Annotated in this window: 14 protein-coding genes; 5 read left to right on the top strand and 9 right to left on the bottom strand. The window is 59.5% G+C overall.

What is annotated here, in order from left to right; all coding sequences use genetic code 11:
• Window position 1: 1 nt before the first annotated feature.
• The 4 genes from ptsP to treP all read right to left on the bottom strand — a co-directional run bounded on the left by ptsP (window position 2) and on the right by treP (window position 7,134).
• Complete coding sequence (gene ptsP, locus HF257_RS21275) at window positions 2-2,518, bottom strand: phosphoenolpyruvate--protein phosphotransferase (RefSeq protein WP_185708160.1); 2,517 nt, start codon at window positions 2,516-2,518, stop codon at window positions 2-4.
• A 170-nt stretch (window positions 2,519-2,688) separates the two neighbouring features.
• A complete protein-coding gene (locus tag HF257_RS21280) occupies window positions 2,689-3,909 on the bottom strand; it encodes a maltoporin (protein ID WP_185708161.1) in 1,221 nt (406 codons plus the stop codon).
• Between the two features lie 71 nt (window positions 3,910-3,980).
• A complete protein-coding gene (treC, locus tag HF257_RS21285) occupies window positions 3,981-5,627 on the bottom strand; it encodes an alpha,alpha-phosphotrehalase (protein ID WP_185708162.1) in 1,647 nt (548 codons plus the stop codon).
• A gap of 64 nt (window positions 5,628-5,691) precedes the next feature.
• On the bottom strand, window positions 5,692-7,134 hold the full coding sequence (gene treP, locus HF257_RS21290) for a PTS system trehalose-specific EIIBC component (protein ID WP_185708163.1): 1,443 nt from the start codon (window positions 7,132-7,134) through the stop codon (window positions 5,692-5,694).
• A 253-nt stretch (window positions 7,135-7,387) separates the two neighbouring features.
• On the opposite strand from treP, the gene treR reads away from it, so the two are divergent.
• Window positions 7,388-8,092: a trehalose operon repressor gene (gene treR / locus HF257_RS21295; protein WP_185708164.1), complete on the top strand. Its 705-nt coding sequence runs from the start codon at window positions 7,388-7,390 to the stop codon at window positions 8,090-8,092.
• A gap of 218 nt (window positions 8,093-8,310) precedes the next feature.
• Here treR and HF257_RS21300 read toward each other — a convergent pair whose 3' ends face one another.
• Window positions 8,311-8,886: a hypothetical protein gene (locus tag HF257_RS21300; protein WP_185708165.1), complete on the bottom strand. Its 576-nt coding sequence runs from the start codon at window positions 8,884-8,886 to the stop codon at window positions 8,311-8,313.
• 549 nt (window positions 8,887-9,435) lie between these two features.
• Here HF257_RS21300 and HF257_RS21305 point away from each other — a divergent pair.
• On the top strand, window positions 9,436-11,508 hold the full coding sequence (locus HF257_RS21305) for a TerD family protein (protein ID WP_185708166.1): 2,073 nt from the start codon (window positions 9,436-9,438) through the stop codon (window positions 11,506-11,508).
• 271 nt (window positions 11,509-11,779) lie between these two features.
• Here the strand turns inward: HF257_RS21305 and guaA are convergent, their stop codons facing one another.
• The 4 genes from guaA to HF257_RS21325 all read right to left on the bottom strand — a co-directional run bounded on the left by guaA (window position 11,780) and on the right by HF257_RS21325 (window position 16,490).
• Window positions 11,780-13,357, bottom strand: coding sequence for a glutamine-hydrolyzing GMP synthase (guaA, locus tag HF257_RS21310; RefSeq protein ID WP_016977685.1), 1,578 nt, complete (start codon window positions 13,355-13,357; stop codon window positions 11,780-11,782).
• Window positions 13,358-13,438: 81 nt separating this feature from the next.
• Entirely contained in the window at window positions 13,439-14,908 is a 1,470-nt protein-coding gene (guaB, locus tag HF257_RS21315) for an IMP dehydrogenase (protein ID WP_010207937.1), read from the bottom strand.
• Window positions 14,909-15,012: 104 nt separating this feature from the next.
• Entirely contained in the window at window positions 15,013-15,561 is a 549-nt protein-coding gene (locus HF257_RS21320; protein WP_185708167.1) for a sugar ABC transporter ATPase, read from the bottom strand.
• A gap of 161 nt (window positions 15,562-15,722) precedes the next feature.
• The gene (locus HF257_RS21325) at window positions 15,723-16,490 is read right to left on the bottom strand and encodes a sulfite exporter TauE/SafE family protein (protein ID WP_185708168.1); all 768 of its coding nucleotides are present in this window, start codon (window positions 16,488-16,490) and stop codon (window positions 15,723-15,725) included.
• Window positions 16,491-16,589: 99 nt separating this feature from the next.
• Between HF257_RS21325 and HF257_RS21330 the strand changes: the two genes are divergently transcribed.
• The 3 genes from HF257_RS21330 to HF257_RS21340 are packed head-to-tail and all read left to right on the top strand — an operon-like array spanning window position 16,590 to window position 19,695.
• On the top strand, window positions 16,590-17,480 hold the full coding sequence (locus tag HF257_RS21330; RefSeq protein WP_185708169.1) for a LysR family transcriptional regulator: 891 nt from the start codon (window positions 16,590-16,592) through the stop codon (window positions 17,478-17,480).
• 10 nt (window positions 17,481-17,490) lie between these two features.
• The gene (gene xseA / locus HF257_RS21335; protein ID WP_185708170.1) at window positions 17,491-18,870 is read left to right on the top strand and encodes an exodeoxyribonuclease VII large subunit; all 1,380 of its coding nucleotides are present in this window, start codon (window positions 17,491-17,493) and stop codon (window positions 18,868-18,870) included.
• Window positions 18,871-18,873: 3 nt separating this feature from the next.
• On the top strand, window positions 18,874-19,695 hold the full coding sequence (locus tag HF257_RS21340) for a peptidoglycan DD-metalloendopeptidase family protein (protein ID WP_185708171.1): 822 nt from the start codon (window positions 18,874-18,876) through the stop codon (window positions 19,693-19,695).
• The last annotated feature ends 147 nt before the right edge of the window (window positions 19,696-19,842 follow it).

Raw genomic sequence — 19,842 nt, forward strand, 5'->3', positions numbered from 1 at the left:
CTCAAAGCTCCACGACAGATGAAGTTTCAACGGTAGCCGCGTGGTACAGGCGCAGGGCCTCGCGGACCTGGGCGGCTTCTTCCAGGCCCAGCACCTGGCGGGCAATGATCTGGCAGTCAGCCAAGTCCAACTCGCGCACAGTGGCCTTGATGGTCGGGATCAACGGCACGCTGACCGACAACTCATCCACCCCCAAACCAATCAACATCGGCACCGCCAGTGCTTCGGACGCCAGTGCCCCGCACACGCCGACCCACTTGCCGTGGGCATGGGCTGCCTTGACCGTGGTGGCGATCAGGCGTAGCACCGCCGGGTGAAAACTGTCGGCCTGGCTGGCCAGACGCGGGTGGTCGCGGTCCATGGCCAGGGTGTATTGGGTCAGGTCGTTGGTGCCGATGGAAAAGAAGTCGACATGAGGTGCGAAAACATCTGCCATCAGCGCCGCCGACGGTACCTCGATCATGATCCCAAGCTTCGGCAATTCAGTGAGCCCGAGTGCCAACGCTTCCTCTTCCAGAATCTGGCGTGCCACGTGCAACTCGGACAGCAGGCTGACCATCGGCAACATGATATGCAACCGCGCAAACCCGGCACTGGCGAGGATCGCGCGGAACTGTTCACGTAATAACTCAGGGCGAGCCAGGCACAGGCGAATGCCGCGCAGGCCCAGAAATGGATTGGTCTCCGCCTCCATCGGCACATAGGCCAACGGTTTGTCGCCGCCGACATCCAGGGTGCGCACCACCAGGTTGCGCTCGGTGCCCAGCGCGCGGGCGATAGCGGTATAGGTGCTGGCCTGCTCTTCGGGGCTGGGCGCACGATTGCGGTCCAGATAGAGGAACTCCGACCGCAGCAGGCCGACACCTTCGCCGCCCAGGGTCAGGGAGTGCTCGACCTCCTGCAACGAGGCGACGTTAGCCGTGATTTCAACGTGATGGCCATCGCGTGTAGTCGCCGGTAAAAACGCCTGTGCCACGTCGCGCTGACGTCGCTGTATCTGCTGCTTGCGCGCCGCTTCCAGTTGCTCGATCTCGGCCAGGTTCGGCTCCAAGTGCAGCTCGCCCTTATCGGCGTCGAGCAAGACCTGCTTGCCGTTGACCAGCGCCAGCACTTGGGACGGCACACCGCAAATGGCCGGCAAGCCCAGGGCACGGGCGAGGATGGCGACGTGGCTGGTCGCGCCGCCGCCGACCGTGACAAAACCCAGCACCTTGCGTGTATCCAGGCTGGCCGTTTGCGAGGGTGTCAGTTGCTCGGCGATCAGGATCGCGCGGTCGGGCAAATCCCAGGCGCTGTCCTCAATACCGAGGATCAGTTTCAACACACGCTGGCCGACATCCGCCAGGTCCGCTGCGCGCTCGGCGATCAGCGCATTGCCCAGCCCCTGGAAAAGTTTGACGGTGGCGGCTGTGGCGCGGCTCCAGGCAAAGGCGGCGCTCTTGCCCTCAGCCAATAATTTGTGGGCGTGCTCCAGCAATGTGGGGTCTTCAAGCAGCTCCTGGTGGGCACGGAAAATATCCGCTTGAGCACTGCCGACGGCCTTGCCCTGCAACGCTTGCAGCGCTCCGTTCGCGGCGCTCAGACCGCGCTGCAAAGCCGCACGTTCGAGCGCTTCTCCTGCGCCCGACTCAGTGATGTTCAGCTCAGGTTCGGTCACTTGCACCACCTGGCCAAACGCCGAACCCGGCGATGCACACACGCCCTTCAACACTGACGTCGACAACACCGGCTCAACCACCGCAGCCGGTGCCGCAACCGTCTCGCCACAGCCCTGCGCCAACAACGCAACCAACGCGGCGATCGCCGCTTCGGCATCTTCCCCTGCGGCGCTGACTTGCAAGCTATCGCCGTGCACCGTCTGCAGCGCCATGATCGCCACCAGCGACTTGGCGTTGGCGCTCTGGGTTTGCTTGTGCAGGTAGATACTCGCGTTGAAACCTTTCGCGGCCTGGGCAAATACCGCCGCCGGGCGCGCGTGCAGGCCATTGGCATTGGGTAAAGTCAACGGTTTGGAGAACAGCGCATCGCCCTCCTCCTCGTCCGCCGCTTCAATGGTTGCGCTTGTGGATAACTGCAACAGTGGCTGGCCTACTTCCACGAGGTCGTCTGCCAACACGGTGAACGGCTCGCCGCTGACCACCAGCATCAACGTCAGCAAACTGCGTGCATTGAGCGCCACATAGTCAGCGTCGAATTCAATCAGCGCTTGCCCGGCGGTCACCCGCTGGCCTTCCTGCACTAAGCGGGTGAAGCCCTGGCCGGCGAGGTTCACGGTGTCCAGGCCAATATGCAGCAATACCTGGACGCCATGGTCGTCGGTGATGCTGACCGCATGCCCACTGTCCTGGATATTGCTGATCACCCCGGCCAGTGGCGCGCAGAGAGTCTGCGAAGTCGGGTCGATACACAGGCCGTCGCCGATAACGCGGCTTGCGAACACCGGGTCGGGCACCGTGTCCAGTGCCAGCAGCACACCGGACAACGGCGCGAGCAGTTCCAGGGGTTGAGTTGTAGTCATGACTTCACCTGTTGTTTTGTTCTGTAAAAATCATCGGGCGGACGACAGTCCAAATGTGGGAGCGGGCTTGCTCGCGAAGGCGGTGTGTCTGATGGCAGATGTATTGGCTGAGCCGCCGCATTCGCGAGCAAGCCCGCTCCCACATTTTTAGCCCGTGTGCACCCGCCGGTTTATTTCCACCAATATTCGACTTGCACACCCACGTTCGATCCATGCCGCGCCGTGCCGTAGGCACCGGTGTCGGACAACGCCGAGCCCGCCGCCAGTTCATTGGCCGCGCGTTTGGCCGCTTCGTTCCAGCTCGCGTAGGTGTAGTACAAGCGCACCTCTGGCCGTGCCCAAAAATCCGGGCCGTTCGGCGACCATGTCGGGGCGAAGGTAAATTTGCTCAGTTTGCGCGTACCACCAGCAGCATCGACCTGATCATGCCCCAGCTCGGTCACCAGCTTGAACTGCTCGCTGATGGCATACGCCGGACGCACACCGACGGACATCCAGGTCTGGTCCTGGCTGCCGGGGCGGATGTCTTTCTGATACACGGCTTCGATCTGCCCACCAAAACGCGGGGTCACCTGCCAGTCAAAAAACTCCACGGCACGATAACTTTTGCTGCTCTTGTCCAGGAAGGTATTGCCGGTATACCCAAGGCCGGTGCCGGGCCCTTCGCCGTACTGCAAGGCGAACTTGTTCTTGCCGCCCAGGAAGGGTTTTTGCACATGCTGCGCGGTGATCGCCCAGCCGCTATTGGTGTCGCGTCCGCCGGCTTTTTCGATGTAGCTCAAGCCCAGTTCCAGCTCGCCGCCGGGGTTGGTCTTGAAGCCCGCCACGTTGAAGTCATGACGGGTGGCATAGTCCTTCTGGTACAGGTTGTCCTTGCGGGAAATGGCATAGCTGTACTTGAGGTCGCCGATCAGCACGTCCTCGATACCCCCGCCCGTGGCGCTCTGGTTCCAGTAGTAGAAGTCGGAGATATGGATGTCGTTACGTTTGTAGTAACGCCGACCGGCCCACATCGAACCGCCATTGAGGCTCGGCAGGTTGGACCACTGCGCATACATCTGCGGCATGCGCGCCGAGCCGTTGTCTTCACCCTGGAACTTGAGGGCGCGGTCGTACTTGTTGTACAGCGACGCCATGGCATCGACGCTCAGCACCGAGCCGTCGTCGAGGGTCAGCAGGTCCTGGCGCAGTTCCAGCTCGGCGTACTGTTCGCATTCGTTACCCAAACGGTACTTGGATTGCGCCCCCGGCAACTGGAAACACTGCTGCTTGCCGCTGCCCGTGGAGGTGCCCGCGCCGCTGCGCAGGTAACCGGCAAACTCCAGGGCCTGAGCGGCAAAAGGTGCGGTGAGACACGACGCAATGAGGCCCAGCTTTATTGTTGTTTTCATGAAGCACTCCGATATTTTTATTATGGTTTTTGAAGCGCCCCTGCACTCCCATACAGGGGTTGTTGCGGGCCTCAGTCCTTGAGGTGCAGCACAAACGATTCGTAAGGGCGCAGCATCACGGTGCTGGTGCGCACCAGGCTGTCGGGGTAGTTGCTGATCAGCAGGCGCTGCTCGCTCGCCGCGCTGATCACGTCATCGGGCAATTGGATTTCGCACGGCGCGGCATAGAAGTTGTTCAGCACCAGCAGGCGTTCGCCGCGGCCTTCGCGCAGGTAGGCCCAGACGTGCAGATGGTCTTGCAGCAGTTGACGGTAGACACCCTCCTGGATCAGCGGCTCGTGACGGCGCAACGCGATCAGCGCGCGGTAGTGATGCAGCACCGAGTCCGGATCATCCAGTTGGTTTTCGACGTTGATCTGCTTGGCGTTGGCCGGGATACCGATCCATGGCTCGCCGCTGCTGAACCCGGCGTTGACCTCGTTGCTCCATTGCATCGGCGTACGGCTGTTGTCTCGCGACTTTTGCTTGATCGCCGCCATGCTCGACGCCTCGGACTCACCCGCATCACGCTTGAGACGGAAGATGTTCAACGTCTCTACATCGCGGTACTGCGAGATGTTGTCGAAGCCGGGATTGGTCATGCCCAGCTCTTCGCCTTGGTACACATACGGCGTGCCCTGCAGGAAGTGCAGCGCGGTGGCGAGCATCTTGGCCGACACCACGCGGTGCTCGCCGTCATCACCAAAGCGCGAGACCACTCGTGGCTGGTCGTGGTTACACCAGAACAGTGCATTCCAACCGCCACCGGCCTGCATGCCCAGTTGCCAGTCGGAAAGAATCTGCTTGAGCTGCAGGAAATCGAAGTCAGCCCGCACCCACTTTTGCAGGTTCGGGTAATCAACTTTCAGGTGATGAAAGTTGAAGGTCATCGACAGTTCTTTCGACTCAGGATTGGAGTAGCGAATGCAGTGCTCCAGGCTCGTGGAGGACATCTCGCCGACGTTGATCAGGTCATGCCCTTCAAACACCTCGCGGTGCATTTCCTGCAGGTACGCGTGCACGTTCGGGCCATCGGTGTAGAAGCGGCGACCGTCGGTGTTGTCCTCAGGGAAATCGGCGGGTTTGGAGATCAGGTTGATCACGTCCAGGCGGAAACCACCCACGCCCTTGTCGCGCCAGAAGCGCATCAGCTTGAACACCTCGGCGCGCACCTTGGGGTTGTCCCAATTCAGATCGGCCTGGGTGTGGTCGAACAGGTGCAGGAAGTACTGGCCGGTTTGTGCTTCGTATTCCCAGGCCGAGCCGCCGAACTTGGACTCCCAGTTGTTCGGCTGGTCACGCCAGATGTAGAAGTCGCGGTACGGGTTGTCGAGGCTGCTGCGTGCTTGCTGGAACCACTCATGCTCGATGGAGGTGTGGTTGACCACGATGTCGAGCATCAGCTTGATGCCGCGCTTGGCCGCTTCGCTGATCAGCAGGTCGCAATCGGCCATGGTGCCGTAGCTGGGGTCGATGGCGTAGTAGTCGCTGATGTCGTAGCCGTTGTCGCGTTGCGGCGAGCGCAGGAACGGGGTGATCCACAGGCAGTCGACGCCCAGCCATTTGAGGTAATCGAGTTTGTCCACGATGCCCAGCAGGTCACCGGTGGCGTTACCCGCGTGGCTGTGGAAGCTTTTTGGGTAGATCTGGTAGATCACCGAGTGTTGCCAGGTTTGCATGAGGATTCCTTCAACTTGAAATGCGATCAAATGTGGGAGCGGGCTTGCTCGCGAAGACGGTGGTTCAGGCGACCCGATACCCCGGCCGAACAATCTTCATGCTCAACGCACAGGTCAAAACAAACGGCACTACCATCGCGATGACCATCCCAATCACAAAACTCGGGATGTACTGCGGAATGATCGAGATAAACCCAGGCAACCCACCGACGCCGATGGCCGACGCCTGCACCTTGTTCAGCGACAGGAAAATACTGCCCAGCGCCGAGCCCAGCAGCGCGGCGTAGAACGGAAACTTGAAGCGCAGGTTCACCCCGAACATCGCCGGTTCCGTAATGCCGAAGTACGCGGAAATCGCCGAGGTGGAGGCCATGCTTTTGTCCCGCGCATTGCGGGTCATGTAGAACACGCCGAGTGCGGCGCTGCCCTGGGCCAGGTTGGACATGACGATCATCGGCCAGATAAACGTACCGCCCTGGGTAGAGATGAGTTGCAGGTCCACGGCGAGGAACATGTGGTGCATGCCGGTGATCACCAGCGGTGCATACAGCAGGCCGAAAATCGCCCCGCCCAGCATCGGCGCCAGGTCGAACAGGGTGACCACGCCTTCGGTGATCAGGATGCCGAGGTGGCGGGTCACCGGGCCGATGATCGCCAGCGCCAACACGCCGGTGACGACGATGGTGGTGATGGGCACGACCAACAGTTGAATCGCATTGGGCACTCGCGCCCGCAGCCATTTCTCGATGACGCTCATCACATAAGCAGCCATCAGGATCGGCAGGATCTGCCCCTGGTAGCCGACTTTTTCGATCTTGAACCAGCCGAAGATATCGAAGTACGGCAGGCTCTGGCCGTCGAGCCCCGCCACCGCCTTGCCGTAGTTCCAGGCACTGAGCAGGTCCGGGTGCACCAGCATCAGCCCCAGCACGATGCCGAGGATTTCACTGCCGCCAAAACGCTTGGCCGCCGACCAGCCTACCAACGCCGGCAAGAACACAAACGAAGTGTTGGCCATCAGGTTGATCAGGCTCCACAGGCCATCCAGGTTCGGATACGCCTCCAGCAGTGTCTTGCCCTCGATGAACATGCCCTTGGCACCCATCAGGTTGTTCACGCCCATCAACAGGCCGGCGATGATCAGCGCAGGCAGGATCGGCATGAACACATCGGAGAACACCCGTACCAGGCGCTGCATGGCGTTGGTCTTGTCGGCGCCCTTCTTCTTCACGTCGGCGATGGTGGCGGCGGCGAGGCCGGTTTGCTCGCGCAGGGCGGCGTAGACCTTCTCCACTTCGCCGGGGCCGATCACCACCTGGAACAGGCCGCCGGTAAAGAACGAACCCTTGACCAGATCGACCTGGTTCAGCGCGCTGCTGTTGACCAGGCTCGGGTCCTTGAGTGCCAGGCGCAGGCGGGTCACGCAGTGGGCGGCTTGCTCAAGGTTGTCGCTGCCCCCGAGGTACTCAAGGATCTCGCGGGCAATATTGGAATAGTCGTGGCTCATGCTTGGTTTCCACTTTGATTTTTTTATTTGAGGGCAGTCATTGGCAGCACGCCGAGGGCAAAAGTACTCGTCTGTACGAGTTAAAGCAACAACTCGTCTGTACGAGTTACAAAATGTTTATTGTTTGCTGGCCCTGCATCGCTACAAGCCGCATAAATCCAAGGGTCTAATGGACAAACCCCAGCCGGCCCACTAAGGTTCCTGCCTTGAACGCGCAGTTCACCTTCACCAAGTCGGGCACAGAGCCATCCCCATGAGCAAATACAACCAGATCTATACGGATCTGCTTGCCAGCATCACCACTGAACGTCTGCAACGCGGCACGCGCCTTCCCTCCGAAACTGAATTGATGGACAGCTACCAGGCCAGCCGAGGCACTGTGCGCCGTGCTATCGAGCAGTTGCAGGAGCGCGGGTTTGCCCAGAAGATCCACGGCAAAGGCACCTTCGTTCTGTCCCCCAACCCGATTGAGTTCCAACTGGGCGGCATCGTCAGCTTCTACGAAACCCACGCCGACCTGGGCGACGACGTACGCACCGAAGTGGTCGAACTCACCCAGTTCCCGTTGGAAGGCTCACTGCTGCAACACATCGAAGCCGAACCCGGCACACTGATCACCCGCATCAAGCGAGTACGGCGCATTGGCGGCAAACGCGTGATCCTCGACATCAACCATTTCGTCGCCGAGGTAATCCCAGGCCTGGACCAGGCGATTGCCGAGCAGTCGATCTACGCGTTTATCGAACAGACCCTGCAGCTGCAAATCGCCTACGCCCAACGCACCATCGAAGCCCTGCCCCGCAGCAAAGACGACCAAGCGCATCTGGACCTCGACGGCCAAAGCCATGTGATCGTGGTGAGCAACCAGACGTTTTTGCAGGATGGGCGGCAGTTCGAGTACACCGAGTCGCGGCATACGTTGGATAAGTTTTATTTTTCGGATATTGCGCGGCGGTGAACCCACGCGCTGGGTGGACGAGCGAACGGCTTGAGCAACGCGCGTGTGTCAATCGATGATGTAGCCCCGTCGCTGATCAAACTCCTGATATTTTCGGGAGATCGCAGGATCGTCTGAATGCCCCTCGACAGTATCCGTCGTCACTAAGCCATTCAGGCCTCGGACGGAACGAATAGCGGCTTCTGAGCTAGCCCTTCGCGCCAAAGTCCTTGAATGGGTCAAACACGCTGCTTTTCCCTCAAGTAGTTGGCCAGCAAGTGAACCGCTTCCAGACCGGTGATTTTTTTCTCTTTCTTCAGCGCGATGACCAGGTTCTCAATGACATCGGTGCGAACATCGTCTCCCGCCAATCTAGAAACACTTTCCGCCCATTCATCCGCGTAAGTCCTGACATAAGCGACCTGGCAAGAGTCCGCCAGATCCATCACGTAACGCCGTAGTCCAGACTTCGGAATGATCAAGGCTCCCGTTTTGGGATGACGTCGTACCGAGCTTTTCGCTTTCCTGGGAGATGTGAGCTCGTTGACATAAACTACTGACCTTGCGCCGAGCGACAGCTTGCGACGAATTCGGCGACTACCTTTTACGCAGATTTTCGCGTCTTTTGAGGCAACTGAACGCCCGGATACAGATGAGCCGACCTGCACGGAAGCACTCACACCCAGTCGCTGAAACACCTCAACGGCAAGTGTTTCGAGGTCGGCCACAGGGGTAACAGCGCCTGTGTCAGGATTACGAGAAGCCTTCGCGTAAATGCCTATGCCCATGCGCACGATCACACCTTTGCGCTTCAACTCATCCAGAGCTACAGATACCTGTGAATGCCCCCTCCAAGCGCTGCAACACCCATGCGCAGGATGACGTTCCCCGGCATGCCATCGATGGCAGCCTGCATACGATCTTCCAGCTTCATGTACAGGCCTCCAGGATTGCGACCGCTCACAATGAGCAATGTCATCAGCTAGTACGCTCGATTTAGAACAATAGAGTAGCTTTGATTTATTTCGATTATGGGCAAGCTCGGGAGTTGCTCCAAGCCTTCCAGACTTGAAGTAGCGTTTGTAAGGGGTCAGTAGGAGCGGAGGCACGTTGCCGAGGGCGCTTAAGCGTCCCCTGCCCTTCTGGCGAAGCAGTTCGTTACGGTTGATATGCTTAGCGACCTGACAAACAGATTCAACCCTACGTAGAATGCCGGCGTGGCTATGGAACACCTTCCTTCTAACCTCCTATGACCTAGGGGTTTCGCTCTCCACACTGCGCCTGCTTCTTGCAGGCGTTTTTACACCTGCTGTAGAACGCTGCTGCAGCTCATCCGCGACGGTGGCCAAGGGAGAAAACCAAGCATGAATCAGGAGTTGTTCCTGCGTCGTCGTAGCAAAGTTCACGTACCGATGGGCACTGGCGGAGCTACACATGCTCAGGTTGCGTCAGCTGTCCGGGAAGTTGCGGCGTTCCGATGCGTACTATCAGAGCCTCTGATTGAACAAATCGGAAGGTTGTCAGCGATAGAGCTCAAGTGCTGGCTGCGCGAAATTGTCGGAGTCCTTCGGCGGGAGACGGGTGCTCACGTGCACTACTCGCCGCTTTATCCTGACTTCCCAGAGCAGGTTCTGGCCGCCTCAGAGGCGCAGTTGTACCTTAACGCCGTCATGCACTACCTCACGCTTCGACGCTTACCACCGTCTGAACACTCTCGACCTGCGATGCTTGAAGGCAACTTCATATCCCGTGTTATCGAACCGGGAAGTGTCTCTGAGTTCGAGTCACTGCTCGAGCAACTGGTTTCATCGCGCAGCTCGCTTTCCGAAGAGGAAACTGCCGATGTCATCTGGTTTATCCGGCGTTACAAAGACGATGTATTCCGCCTGCTGCCTGATGCCGTCCCGTTCCGGGAGATCCGCGCACAGGTTGGCAGCGCACTTATCCTGCATGTACCCGGCGATGCACGAGTGAACGCATTCCTGGAGCATAACGTCGAAACGGCGACTGACGTGCTACGGCTCGCCGTAGCACTGAATGGAGGAGACGTATCGCTGGCGACCGCTTCGACGCGTTTCACAGCGATGAAGCGCTCAATGCGCCGTCTGCTGTTGCGGTTACTCGAGCCCATACCCAACGCTGTAGAGGACGTGATGCGCCATTCTGAGCGTTGGAAACGACTGGCTGAAGTGCTGCATCCAGGCGACTACGCCGATAAATACCCAAGAGCGCTAGCCGCCATCACGGCAGCGCGTCGTAACGAAGCGCCAGCTTCATTTGGATCGCGTGTCGAAACATTGTTTGCCCAGCGTCACATCGCTACACTTACGCCCCTGCTACAAAGCCATCCTGGTGAGTTCGCACGACGGCTGGATGCGACCCTGCGGCGCTCCATGGAACCAGAGGCTGTTCTCGATGCGTTCGAGGCGGTTGCGGCACAAGTCTCCTCACCTGTCCTGCTGCAGTTGCTGGCCCAGGTAAGTGCTCCGCGCCCCCTACCTCTGCGGGCCTTCACACCGAAAGGATCATTGGCAAAAGTCTATGGCATCAAGGATCGGCGCGAACCTGTCACACCCGACGTGTTGGCGCGTGCAGCCCAAATCTGCGAGGACGCTCTCGTAACGCGTTTTGCGTTACTGCCGCCACTGGGCCGCTGCTTTATCGATCCGACATTACGCGAATACAGAGTGCCGCTGGCGCAGCGTGCTTCATCAAAATCGCTACGTACGCTAGTGCGCGGCAGTCGGTTGCCGATGCCCGACACACGCTTCATTCGCCTGTTCCTGTGGTGGAAAAACGGCCGTGGGCGCACGGACATTGACTTGTCCGCCGCTTTTTTCGACGCCAACTTCGTATTCAGAGAAGCGGTTGCGTACTACAACCTTAAGGGTTACGGCGGCTACCACAGTGGCGATATCGTGGACGCACCCAAAGGCGCTTCGGAGTTCATCGATCTTGACCTTGATGTCCTCGCGGAGAAGGGTATCCGCTATGTCGTCACGTCGATCAACTCATTCACCGAGCAGCCTTACTGCGATCTTCCCGAATGCTTCGCTGGCTGGATGGCCCGCACCGACACAGCTTCGGGTGAAGTATTCGAACCTAAATCCGTGTTCGACCGTATTGATATCGCATCTGACACCGTTATCTGTCTGCCATTCGTGATGGACTTGCAGGAGCGACGCATGATTTGGGCCGATCTGGGGCTCACTTCATCTCCGCGGTGGAACAACGTCGAGAACAACCTCGGCGGGGTATCGTTGATGCTGCGAGCCTTGATACATACGCCAAGGCCGGATTTGGAGACGCTGTTCGATTTACACGTTCGAGCGCGGGGACAACGCGTGGCTTCACCGCAGCAGGCGCAGACGGTGTTTGCGACTGATCAAGGGATAACACCGTTTGATACGGATTTGATTCGATCGCAGTTTCTCTGATACCTGCGCCAGCCTGTGCCGTTCGTTGAAAACGTCAATGTTTTACTTTTCGGATATCGCGCGGCGGTAGGGCCAAACAGAGATCAAATGTGGGAGCTGGCTTGCCTGCGATGCAGACGCCTGGGTATCAAGTCATACCGAGGTGATGCCATCGCAGGCAAGCCAGCTCCCACAATTTGGTCGGTTGTATTTGGTTTACCTTATTCCAAAATACAAAACCCCGGCACCTGGCCGGGGTTTTGTTGTTCAGCGCTCACCTGCTACTGCAGGATCATTCCCACTCAATCGTCGCCGGCGGCTTGCTCGACACGTCATAAGTAACGCGCGAGATGCCTTCGATTTCATTGATGATACGGCCGCTGACAGTTTCCAGCAGTTCGTACGGCAGGTGTGCCCAACGAGCGGTCATGAAGTCGATGGTTTCTACGGCACGCAGGGCCACGACCCACGCGTAACGACGGCCATCGCCTACCACGCCAACGGATTTCACCGGTTGGAATACTACGAATGCCTGGCTGACTTTGTGGTACCAGTCGGCCTTGCGCAGTTCTTCGATGAAGATGTGGTCGGCGCGACGCAGCAGGTCGGCGTATTCCTTCTTCACTTCACCGAGGATACGCACGCCCAGGCCTGGGCCTGGGAATGGGTGGCGGTAGACCATGTCGTACGGCAGGCCCAGTTCCAGGCCCAGACGACGGACTTCGTCCTTGAACAGTTCGCGCAGCGGTTCTACCAACTTGAGGTTCATTTCCTCAGGCAGGCCACCCACGTTGTGGTGGGACTTGATCACGTGGGCCTTGCCGCTCTTGGCGCCAGCCGACTCGATCACGTCAGGGTAGATGGTGCCCTGGGCGAGGTACTTGATGTTGTCCAGTTTGTTGGACTGGGCATCGAATACGTCGATGAAGGTGCGACCGATGATCTTGCGCTTCTTCTCTGGGTCGGACTCGCCGGCCAGGTTGTTGAGGAACTGGTCTTCGGCGTTGGCGCGGATCACCTTGACGCCCATGTTCTCGGCGAACATGGCCATCACTTGCTCACCTTCGTGCAGACGCAGCAGGCCGTTGTCGACGAAGACGCAGGTCAGTTGGTCGCCGATGGCTTTGTGCAGCAGGGCTGCAACCACGGAGGAGTCAACGCCGCCGGACAAGCCCAGCAGTACGTTGTCGGTACCCACCTGGGCACGGACTTGAGCAATCGCGTCTTCAGCGATTTTCGACGGGGTCCACAGGGCTTCACACTCGCAGATGTCGAGGATGAAGCGCGACAGGATGCGGCCGCCTTGCTTGGTGTGGGTCACTTCCGGGTGGAACTGCACGCCGTAGTAGCGACGCTCGTCGCTGAACATGCCGGCGATCGGGCAGCTCGGGGTGCTGGCCAGGATGTGGAAGTCTTCCGGCATCTTGGTGACCTTGTCACCGTGGCTCATCCACACGTCGAGGCCGAACAGGCCGTCGGCGTCGACGTGGTCTTCGATGCCGTCCAGCAGGCGGCTCTTGCCGACCACGTCTACACGGGCATAACCGAATTCACGCAGTTCGGAACCTTCGACCTTGCCGCCCAGTTGCTCGGCCATGGTCTGCATGCCGTAGCAAATACCGAAGACGGGCACGCCCAGGTCAAATACGGCTTGCGGGCAGCGCGGGCTGTTGGCTTCGTGCACGGACTCGGGGCCACCGGCGAGGATGACGCCTTTTGGTGCGAATTCGCGGATCGCTTCGTCGTCCATGTCGAACGGGTGCAGTTCGCAGTACACGCCGATTTCACGCACGCGGCGGGCGATCAGCTGGGTGTACTGGGAACCGAAGTCGAGGATCAGGATGCGGTGGGCGTGAATGTCGAGGGCCATGAAGTCAGTCTCGTCTAATGAATCAGAAACAACTCGGGGCTGAAAGAACAGCCCCGGTTACTTAACGTTTTGCTGGAAGCATCAACCTACGCGGTAGTTTGGCGCTTCCTTGGTGATCTGCACGTCGTGGACATGGGATTCAGCCATGCCGGCGCCGGTGATCCGTACGAACTCAGGCTTGGTACGCATTTCTTCGATGTCGGCGCTGCCGGTGTAGCCCATCGAGGAACGCAGGCCGCCCATCAGTTGATGGATGATCGCGCTCAGGGTGCCTTTGTAAGGTACACGGCCTTCGATGCCTTCCGGAACGAGCTTCTCGGCACCTGCCGAAGAGTCCTGGAAGTACCGGTCGGAAGAGCCCTGCGCCTGGGACATGGCGCCGAGCGAACCCATGCCACGGTAAGCCTTATAGGAACGGCCCTGGAACAGTTCGATCTCGCCTGGCGCTTCTTCGGTACCGGCGAACATCGAGCCCATCATCACGCAGGAGGCACCGGCGACGATGGCCTTGGACAGGTCACCGGAGAAACGGATGCCGCCGTCGGCGATCAGCGGAACGCCCGTGCCTTCAAGGGCAGCGGCGACGTTGGCGATGGCGCTGATTTGCGGCACGCCCACACCGGCGACGATACGGGTGGTGCAGATCGAGCCTGGGCCGATACCGACCTTGACCGCATCCGCGCCCGCTTCGGCCAGGGCCTTGGCAGCTGCGCCGGTGGCGATGTTGCCGCCGATCACTTGCACTTCAGGGAAGTTCTGCTTGACCCAACGCACGCGGTCGATCACGCCTTTGGAGTGACCGTGGGCAGTGTCGACCACTACCACGTCAACACCGGCAGCGACCAGGGCCGAAACGCGGTCACCGGTGTCTTTACCGGTACCAACCGCAGCGCCAACGCGCAGACGACCTTGGTCATCCTTGCTGGCCAGCGGGTAAGCCTTGGCTTTTTCGATGTCGTTGACGGTCATCATGCCTTTGAGGGCGAATTTGTCGTCGACGATCAGCACGCGTTCGATGCGGTGCTTGTGCAGCAGCTCGCGCACATCGTTCTTGTCGGCGCCTTCCTTGACAGTGACCAGGCGCTCTTTAGGCGTCATCACTTCACGGACGGTGACTTCAAGACGGTTTTCGAAACGCACGTCACGGGAAGTGACGATGCCAACCAGGTCGCCATCGTGCAGCACAGGAACACCGGAGATGTTGTGCAGGCGAGTCAGGTCGAACAGGTCACGCACGGTGGCGTCGGCTTCGATGGTGATCGGATCTTTCACCACACCGGCTTCGTAACGCTTGACCTTGCGCACTTCGGCAGCTTGCTGCTCGATGGTCATGTTCTTGTGGATGATGCCGATGCCGCCTTCCTGAGCCATGGCGATTGCCAAACGGGCTTCAGTGACGGTGTCCATGGCAGCAGAAACAAGGGGAATATTCAGCTCGATGCCACGGGTTAGGCGGGTCTTGAGACTGACTTCGTTAGGAAGCACCTCGGAATAACCGGGCACTAGGAGAATGTCGTCGAATGTCAGAGCTTCTTGGCTGATACGCAGCATCGCGGGGGCTCCCGAGCGGGAAAATGGAAGCGCGCCATTATATACATGCACCCTGCCGGGCTCAATGTAAAACTCTGACAAACTTGGTAATACTGATAGATGGATTAAAGTTCGACTTTGACCCAACTCATCTTCTGATCCAGCCAATCGGCAAATTCGTCGATAAAGCTCTGCTTGAACCCCGCCTCCGCCCAATTATTGAAGATGAATCCCAGGTTGGAAAACCCGCATTCCTGCAGGAAAAGAAACCCGTTGATGTCATCTTCATGCCCACACAGCGGGCAGGTGAAGTTGTCGGTGTGGCCAGGCATCCAGTCTTCCAGGCTTTCGAACAACGCTTCGCCGACTTCCTTGCGGCACTCCGGGCAACCGGCTTCTTCGAGAAAGCCCTTGGCCGGCGTGTAGATGCAGCGTTTGTAGATGATTTCCAGGCCGTTGACCGGCTCATTGAACGGCAACGCTTGCGGGTGCAGCACCACGGCGCGGGCGCCATCGGCCAACGCATAACCCATGCGATTGCCGGTGCGGCCGCAGGTGGTCAGTTCTTCCTTGATGATGTTCTTGCGCACCAGCCAACGCACGATCGCCCGGGCGCGGGGTTCGTGGACGGGCAAGGTGGAGATTTTCGGGACAAGGATGCTTTGGGAATTCATGGGGCCTGAAAGTCCTGCGGTGTGGCGATTGACGCCTTCGCGAGCAAGCCCGCTCCCACATTCGAGTGCATTCCTTCAGACAGAATGCAGTCGAATGTGGGAGCGGGCTTGCTCGCGAAGAGGCCCTAAAGGCAGGCAGCTTAATCCCTGCCCCACTCAGGTCAAGTACTCAAATACCGCCCAATCAACGCAACCCCACTGGCCAGCACCAACCACGTCACCAACCGCACAAACGCCTCCCGCGACAGGCGCATGGTCAGCCTTCGCCCACACCACAAGCCCAGCGCCATCGCCGGCAACAGGCACACCGCCAGCACCAACAAGGGTAATTCCGCATACACCCCGGCGATCAGGAACAGGCTCAGGCGCACCACCGTGCTGCAACTGATCAACGCGCTTTGAGTGGCACGGGCCGCGTCTTTGGGTAAACGGCTATTGAGATAGATCGCATATAAAAAGCCACCGCTGCCAAACAGCGCCCCAAACAACCCGCCGACTGTGCCCATCGGAATCGACCAGACCGCCGCCAGCTGCGTCGGCCGTGCCTTTACCGCCAAGCTGTAGACCGCATAGGCGCTGATAAACAGCCCCATCAACAGCAGCAACAAATCTGAATGCAGATTGAGCAAAAACACCACGCCCAATGTGCAGCCGATGGCCATGCACGGCAGTAAGCGCAGCAACTCCGGTTTATCCACGTCACGCCGCGACTGCAGCAGGTTGCCGAACGCTGCGACAAAATCCAGCAGCACCAGCAGCGGAATGATCTTCGACAACGGCATGAACAGGATCAGCACCGGCCCCGCCACCAGCGCCGTGCCAAAACCTGCGATGCCGAATACGATATAAGCCACTACCACGCCCAGGCCGATCACCAGCCAATCCACACTGTCAAACGACCACTGGCTCATCAGCTCAAGCGGGCTCATGGGTTATTCCTTGAAAGAGATGACCTTCACTTTAGTCATCGACGAGGGTTGCGACTAATATCTTCAAAGTCCTCTACCCATCTCGAAAAGGCATGACGCGTGATTTCCACTCGCCAACTGCGTTACTTCGTCGAAATCGCCGACAGCGGCAGCTTCAGCGCCGCCGCCGAGCGTTTGTTTGTCGCGCAATCAGCCCTGAGCCGACAGATCAAAGAGCTGGAAACCCAGCTGCAAACCCCGCTATTTGAACGCACCGCGCGCCAGCCCCGGCTGACGGCCGCCGGTGAGGCGTTTTACCCACGGGCGCGAAACCTGTTGAGTGAACTGCTCAAGGCCAGCGAGATGACCACTCAAATCGGCAACGGCCAACTCGGCACCCTGAGGTTGAGCCATTCGAGCACCGTGCCAATGAGCGGGTCGCTGCTGCAAGGCATCAGCAATTGGCTGGAGCGCTGCCCTGGTGTATCGATGGATATCGCCAAACTGTCCTCGGAAGCACAGTTGGAAGAAATCGCTGACGGTCGCCTGGAGGTTGGGCTGTTGCGCTTGCCAGTACTGCGTCAGCGCGAAGGTGTTCGAGTGGTGCCTCTCTACAGTGAACAACTGTTGCTGGCGGTACCGCCGAATCATCCGCTGGTGAACAGCAATATGCCGATAGAGCTGGAACAGCTCAAGGACGAAGCGTTTATCTCCATCCCTCATCCCCAGCGCGGCGGACTGAGTTATCTGTCAGCCGAGTTGTGCATGCGTGCAGGATTTTTCCCCAAGGCCGCACGGGTGATGTCACGCAAGACCACCCAACTGCAGCTGATCCAGGCAGGCTTCGGCATTGCCTTGTTACCAAAATCCATGCAGGACATGTCCCCCGCCAGCGTGCGTTTTTTACCCCTGGCGGACCCGGACTGCCTCAGCACCGTGGCGCTGGCCTGCCAGCAAACGCCAAGCGCGTTGGTGGAGCAATTCTGCCAAACCCTGCACGAATGCCTATAAACTGCCGCCCATGATTAAAGATCCTTTTGCCCGTCTGGGCCTGGACCGCGAAGTCCTGACTGTCAGCCAGCTCAACGGCCGTGCGCGGGTGTTGCTGGAGGACGTGTTCACCAATATCTGGGTCGAAGGCGAGATCTCCAACCTCGCCCGCCCGGCCTCCGGCCATGTGTATTTCACCCTCAAGGACAGCGGCGCCCAGGTGCGTTGCGCACTGTTCCGCAATAACGCAGCGCGGGTGCGCCAAGCGTTGAAGGATGGCCTGGCGGTGAAAGTGCGTGGCAAGGTCTCGTTGTTTGAGGGCCGTGGCGACTACCAGTTGATCCTCGACACGGTGGAGCCGGCCGGTGACGGCGCGCTGCGCCTGGCCTTCGATGCGTTGAAGGAAAAGCTCAGCGCCGAAGGCCTGTTCAGCGCCGAGCGCAAGGTGCCGCTGCCGGCCCATCCTCGGCGCATTGGCATTATCAGTTCGCCGACGGGTGCGGTGATCCGCGACATCATCAGCGTGTTCCGCCGCCGAGCGCCGAACGTTGAACTGACGCTGATCCCCACTGCCGTGCAAGGCCGCGAAGCCATCCCGCAAATTGTGCGCGCGCTGAAACTGGCGGATGCGCGTGGCTTTGATGCATTGATCCTGGCCCGTGGCGGCGGCTCATTGGAAGACCTCTGGTGTTTCAACGAAGAAGCCGTGGCCCGCGCGGTGGACGCCTGTGTCACGCCGATCGTGAGTGCCGTCGGCCATGAAACCGATGTGTCCATCTGCGATTTCGTCGCCGACGTGCGCGCGCCGACCCCCTCCGCCGCAGCGGAATTGCTCGCGCCGGACGCCAGCCACCTGGTACGTCAAGTGGAAAATCTGCATCGCCGCCTGGTGATGCTGATGCGCAACCGCCTGACCCATGACCGTTTGCGCCTGGAAGGCATGGCCCGACGCCTGCGCCACCCCGGCGAGCGCCTGCGCCAGCAAGCCCAGCGCCTGGATGATCTGGACATGCGCCTGCGCCGCGCCTTCGAGCGCAGCCTCAATACCCGTCGCGAGCGCCTGATCCGCCTGGAAACCCGCCTCGCCGGCCAGCATCCTGGCCGCCAATTGGCCCTGCTGCGCCAACGCCTGGACAGCCTCGCCGAGCGCTTGCCCCGTGCCATGCGCGAAGGCCTCAAGGCGCGGCGCCTGCAACTGCAAAGCCAGGTGCAGACGTTGCAGGTGGTGAGCCCTCTGGCGACCCTGAGCCGTGGCTACAGCATCCTGCTGGACGAGCGTGGCCAGGCGATTCGCAGTGCCGCGCAAACCCACACTGGCCAGCGCCTGACCGCGCGTCTCGGTGAAGGCCAATTGCAAGTGCGGGTGGAAGACAACCACCTGACACCCGTCACCCTTTCGTTATTGGATTGATTGATGCCTCGTTTATTTAGCCTGTTGATGCTGCTGTGCCTCACCTTCAACGCCCACGCCGACAGCTACATCACCCGCACTTTGAACAAACCGGTACCGGGTGGTGTGGCCGTGGTCGAACTGGGCCCTTCGGCGGCGGCGCCGAAAGCCACTTACCAGGGCAAGCCGGTATTAGTGGTGAAAGAGCAGGACAACTGGTTGGCGATTGTCGGTATCCCGTTGACGGTCAAACCGGGCAACGAGCGCATCAGCAGCGGCAGCCGTAGCCTGCCGTTTATCGTCGGCTACAAGAAGTACCCGGAACAGCACATCACCTTGAAGAACAAAAGCCAGGTCAACCCCGACCCGGCGCAGCTCAAGCGCATCGAGGCGGAGTTGGCGGTGCAGCTCAAGGCCTACCGCAGTTTCAGCCCAAACCTGCCAAGCAACCTGGTGCTGGATAAACCGGTGAACGGGCCATTGTCGAGCAAGTTCGGCGTGCGTCGCTTCTTCAACGGTGAAGAACGCAACCCGCACTCAGGCCTGGACTTCGCCGTGCCGGCTGGCACGCCGATCAAGACGCCAGCCAACGGCAAGGTGATTCTGGTAGGCAACTACTTCTTCAACGGCAACACCGTGTTCGTCGACCATGGCCAGGGCTTTATCAGCATGTTCTGCCATATGTCGAAGATCGACGTGAAAGTCGGCGACCAACTCACCCGCGGCGCAGTGGTCGGCAAGGTCGGTTCGACAGGCCGCGCTACCGGGCCACACATGCACTGGAATATCAGCCTGAACGATGCGCGGGTCGATCCGGCGATCTTTATCGGCGCGTTCCAGCCCTGAGCGATATGCACTGCATCGATGTCGGTGCAGTGTCTTGTCTTTCATTATATTTATTTCAGGAACCAACCCTCATTGAAGACTCACCCATCTGACGACTTACAAGGAGCGTAACGACCACCCTCGAAACTGCCTCAAGAGGTCTTCCTT

The organism is Pseudomonas cremoris, assembly GCF_014230465.1.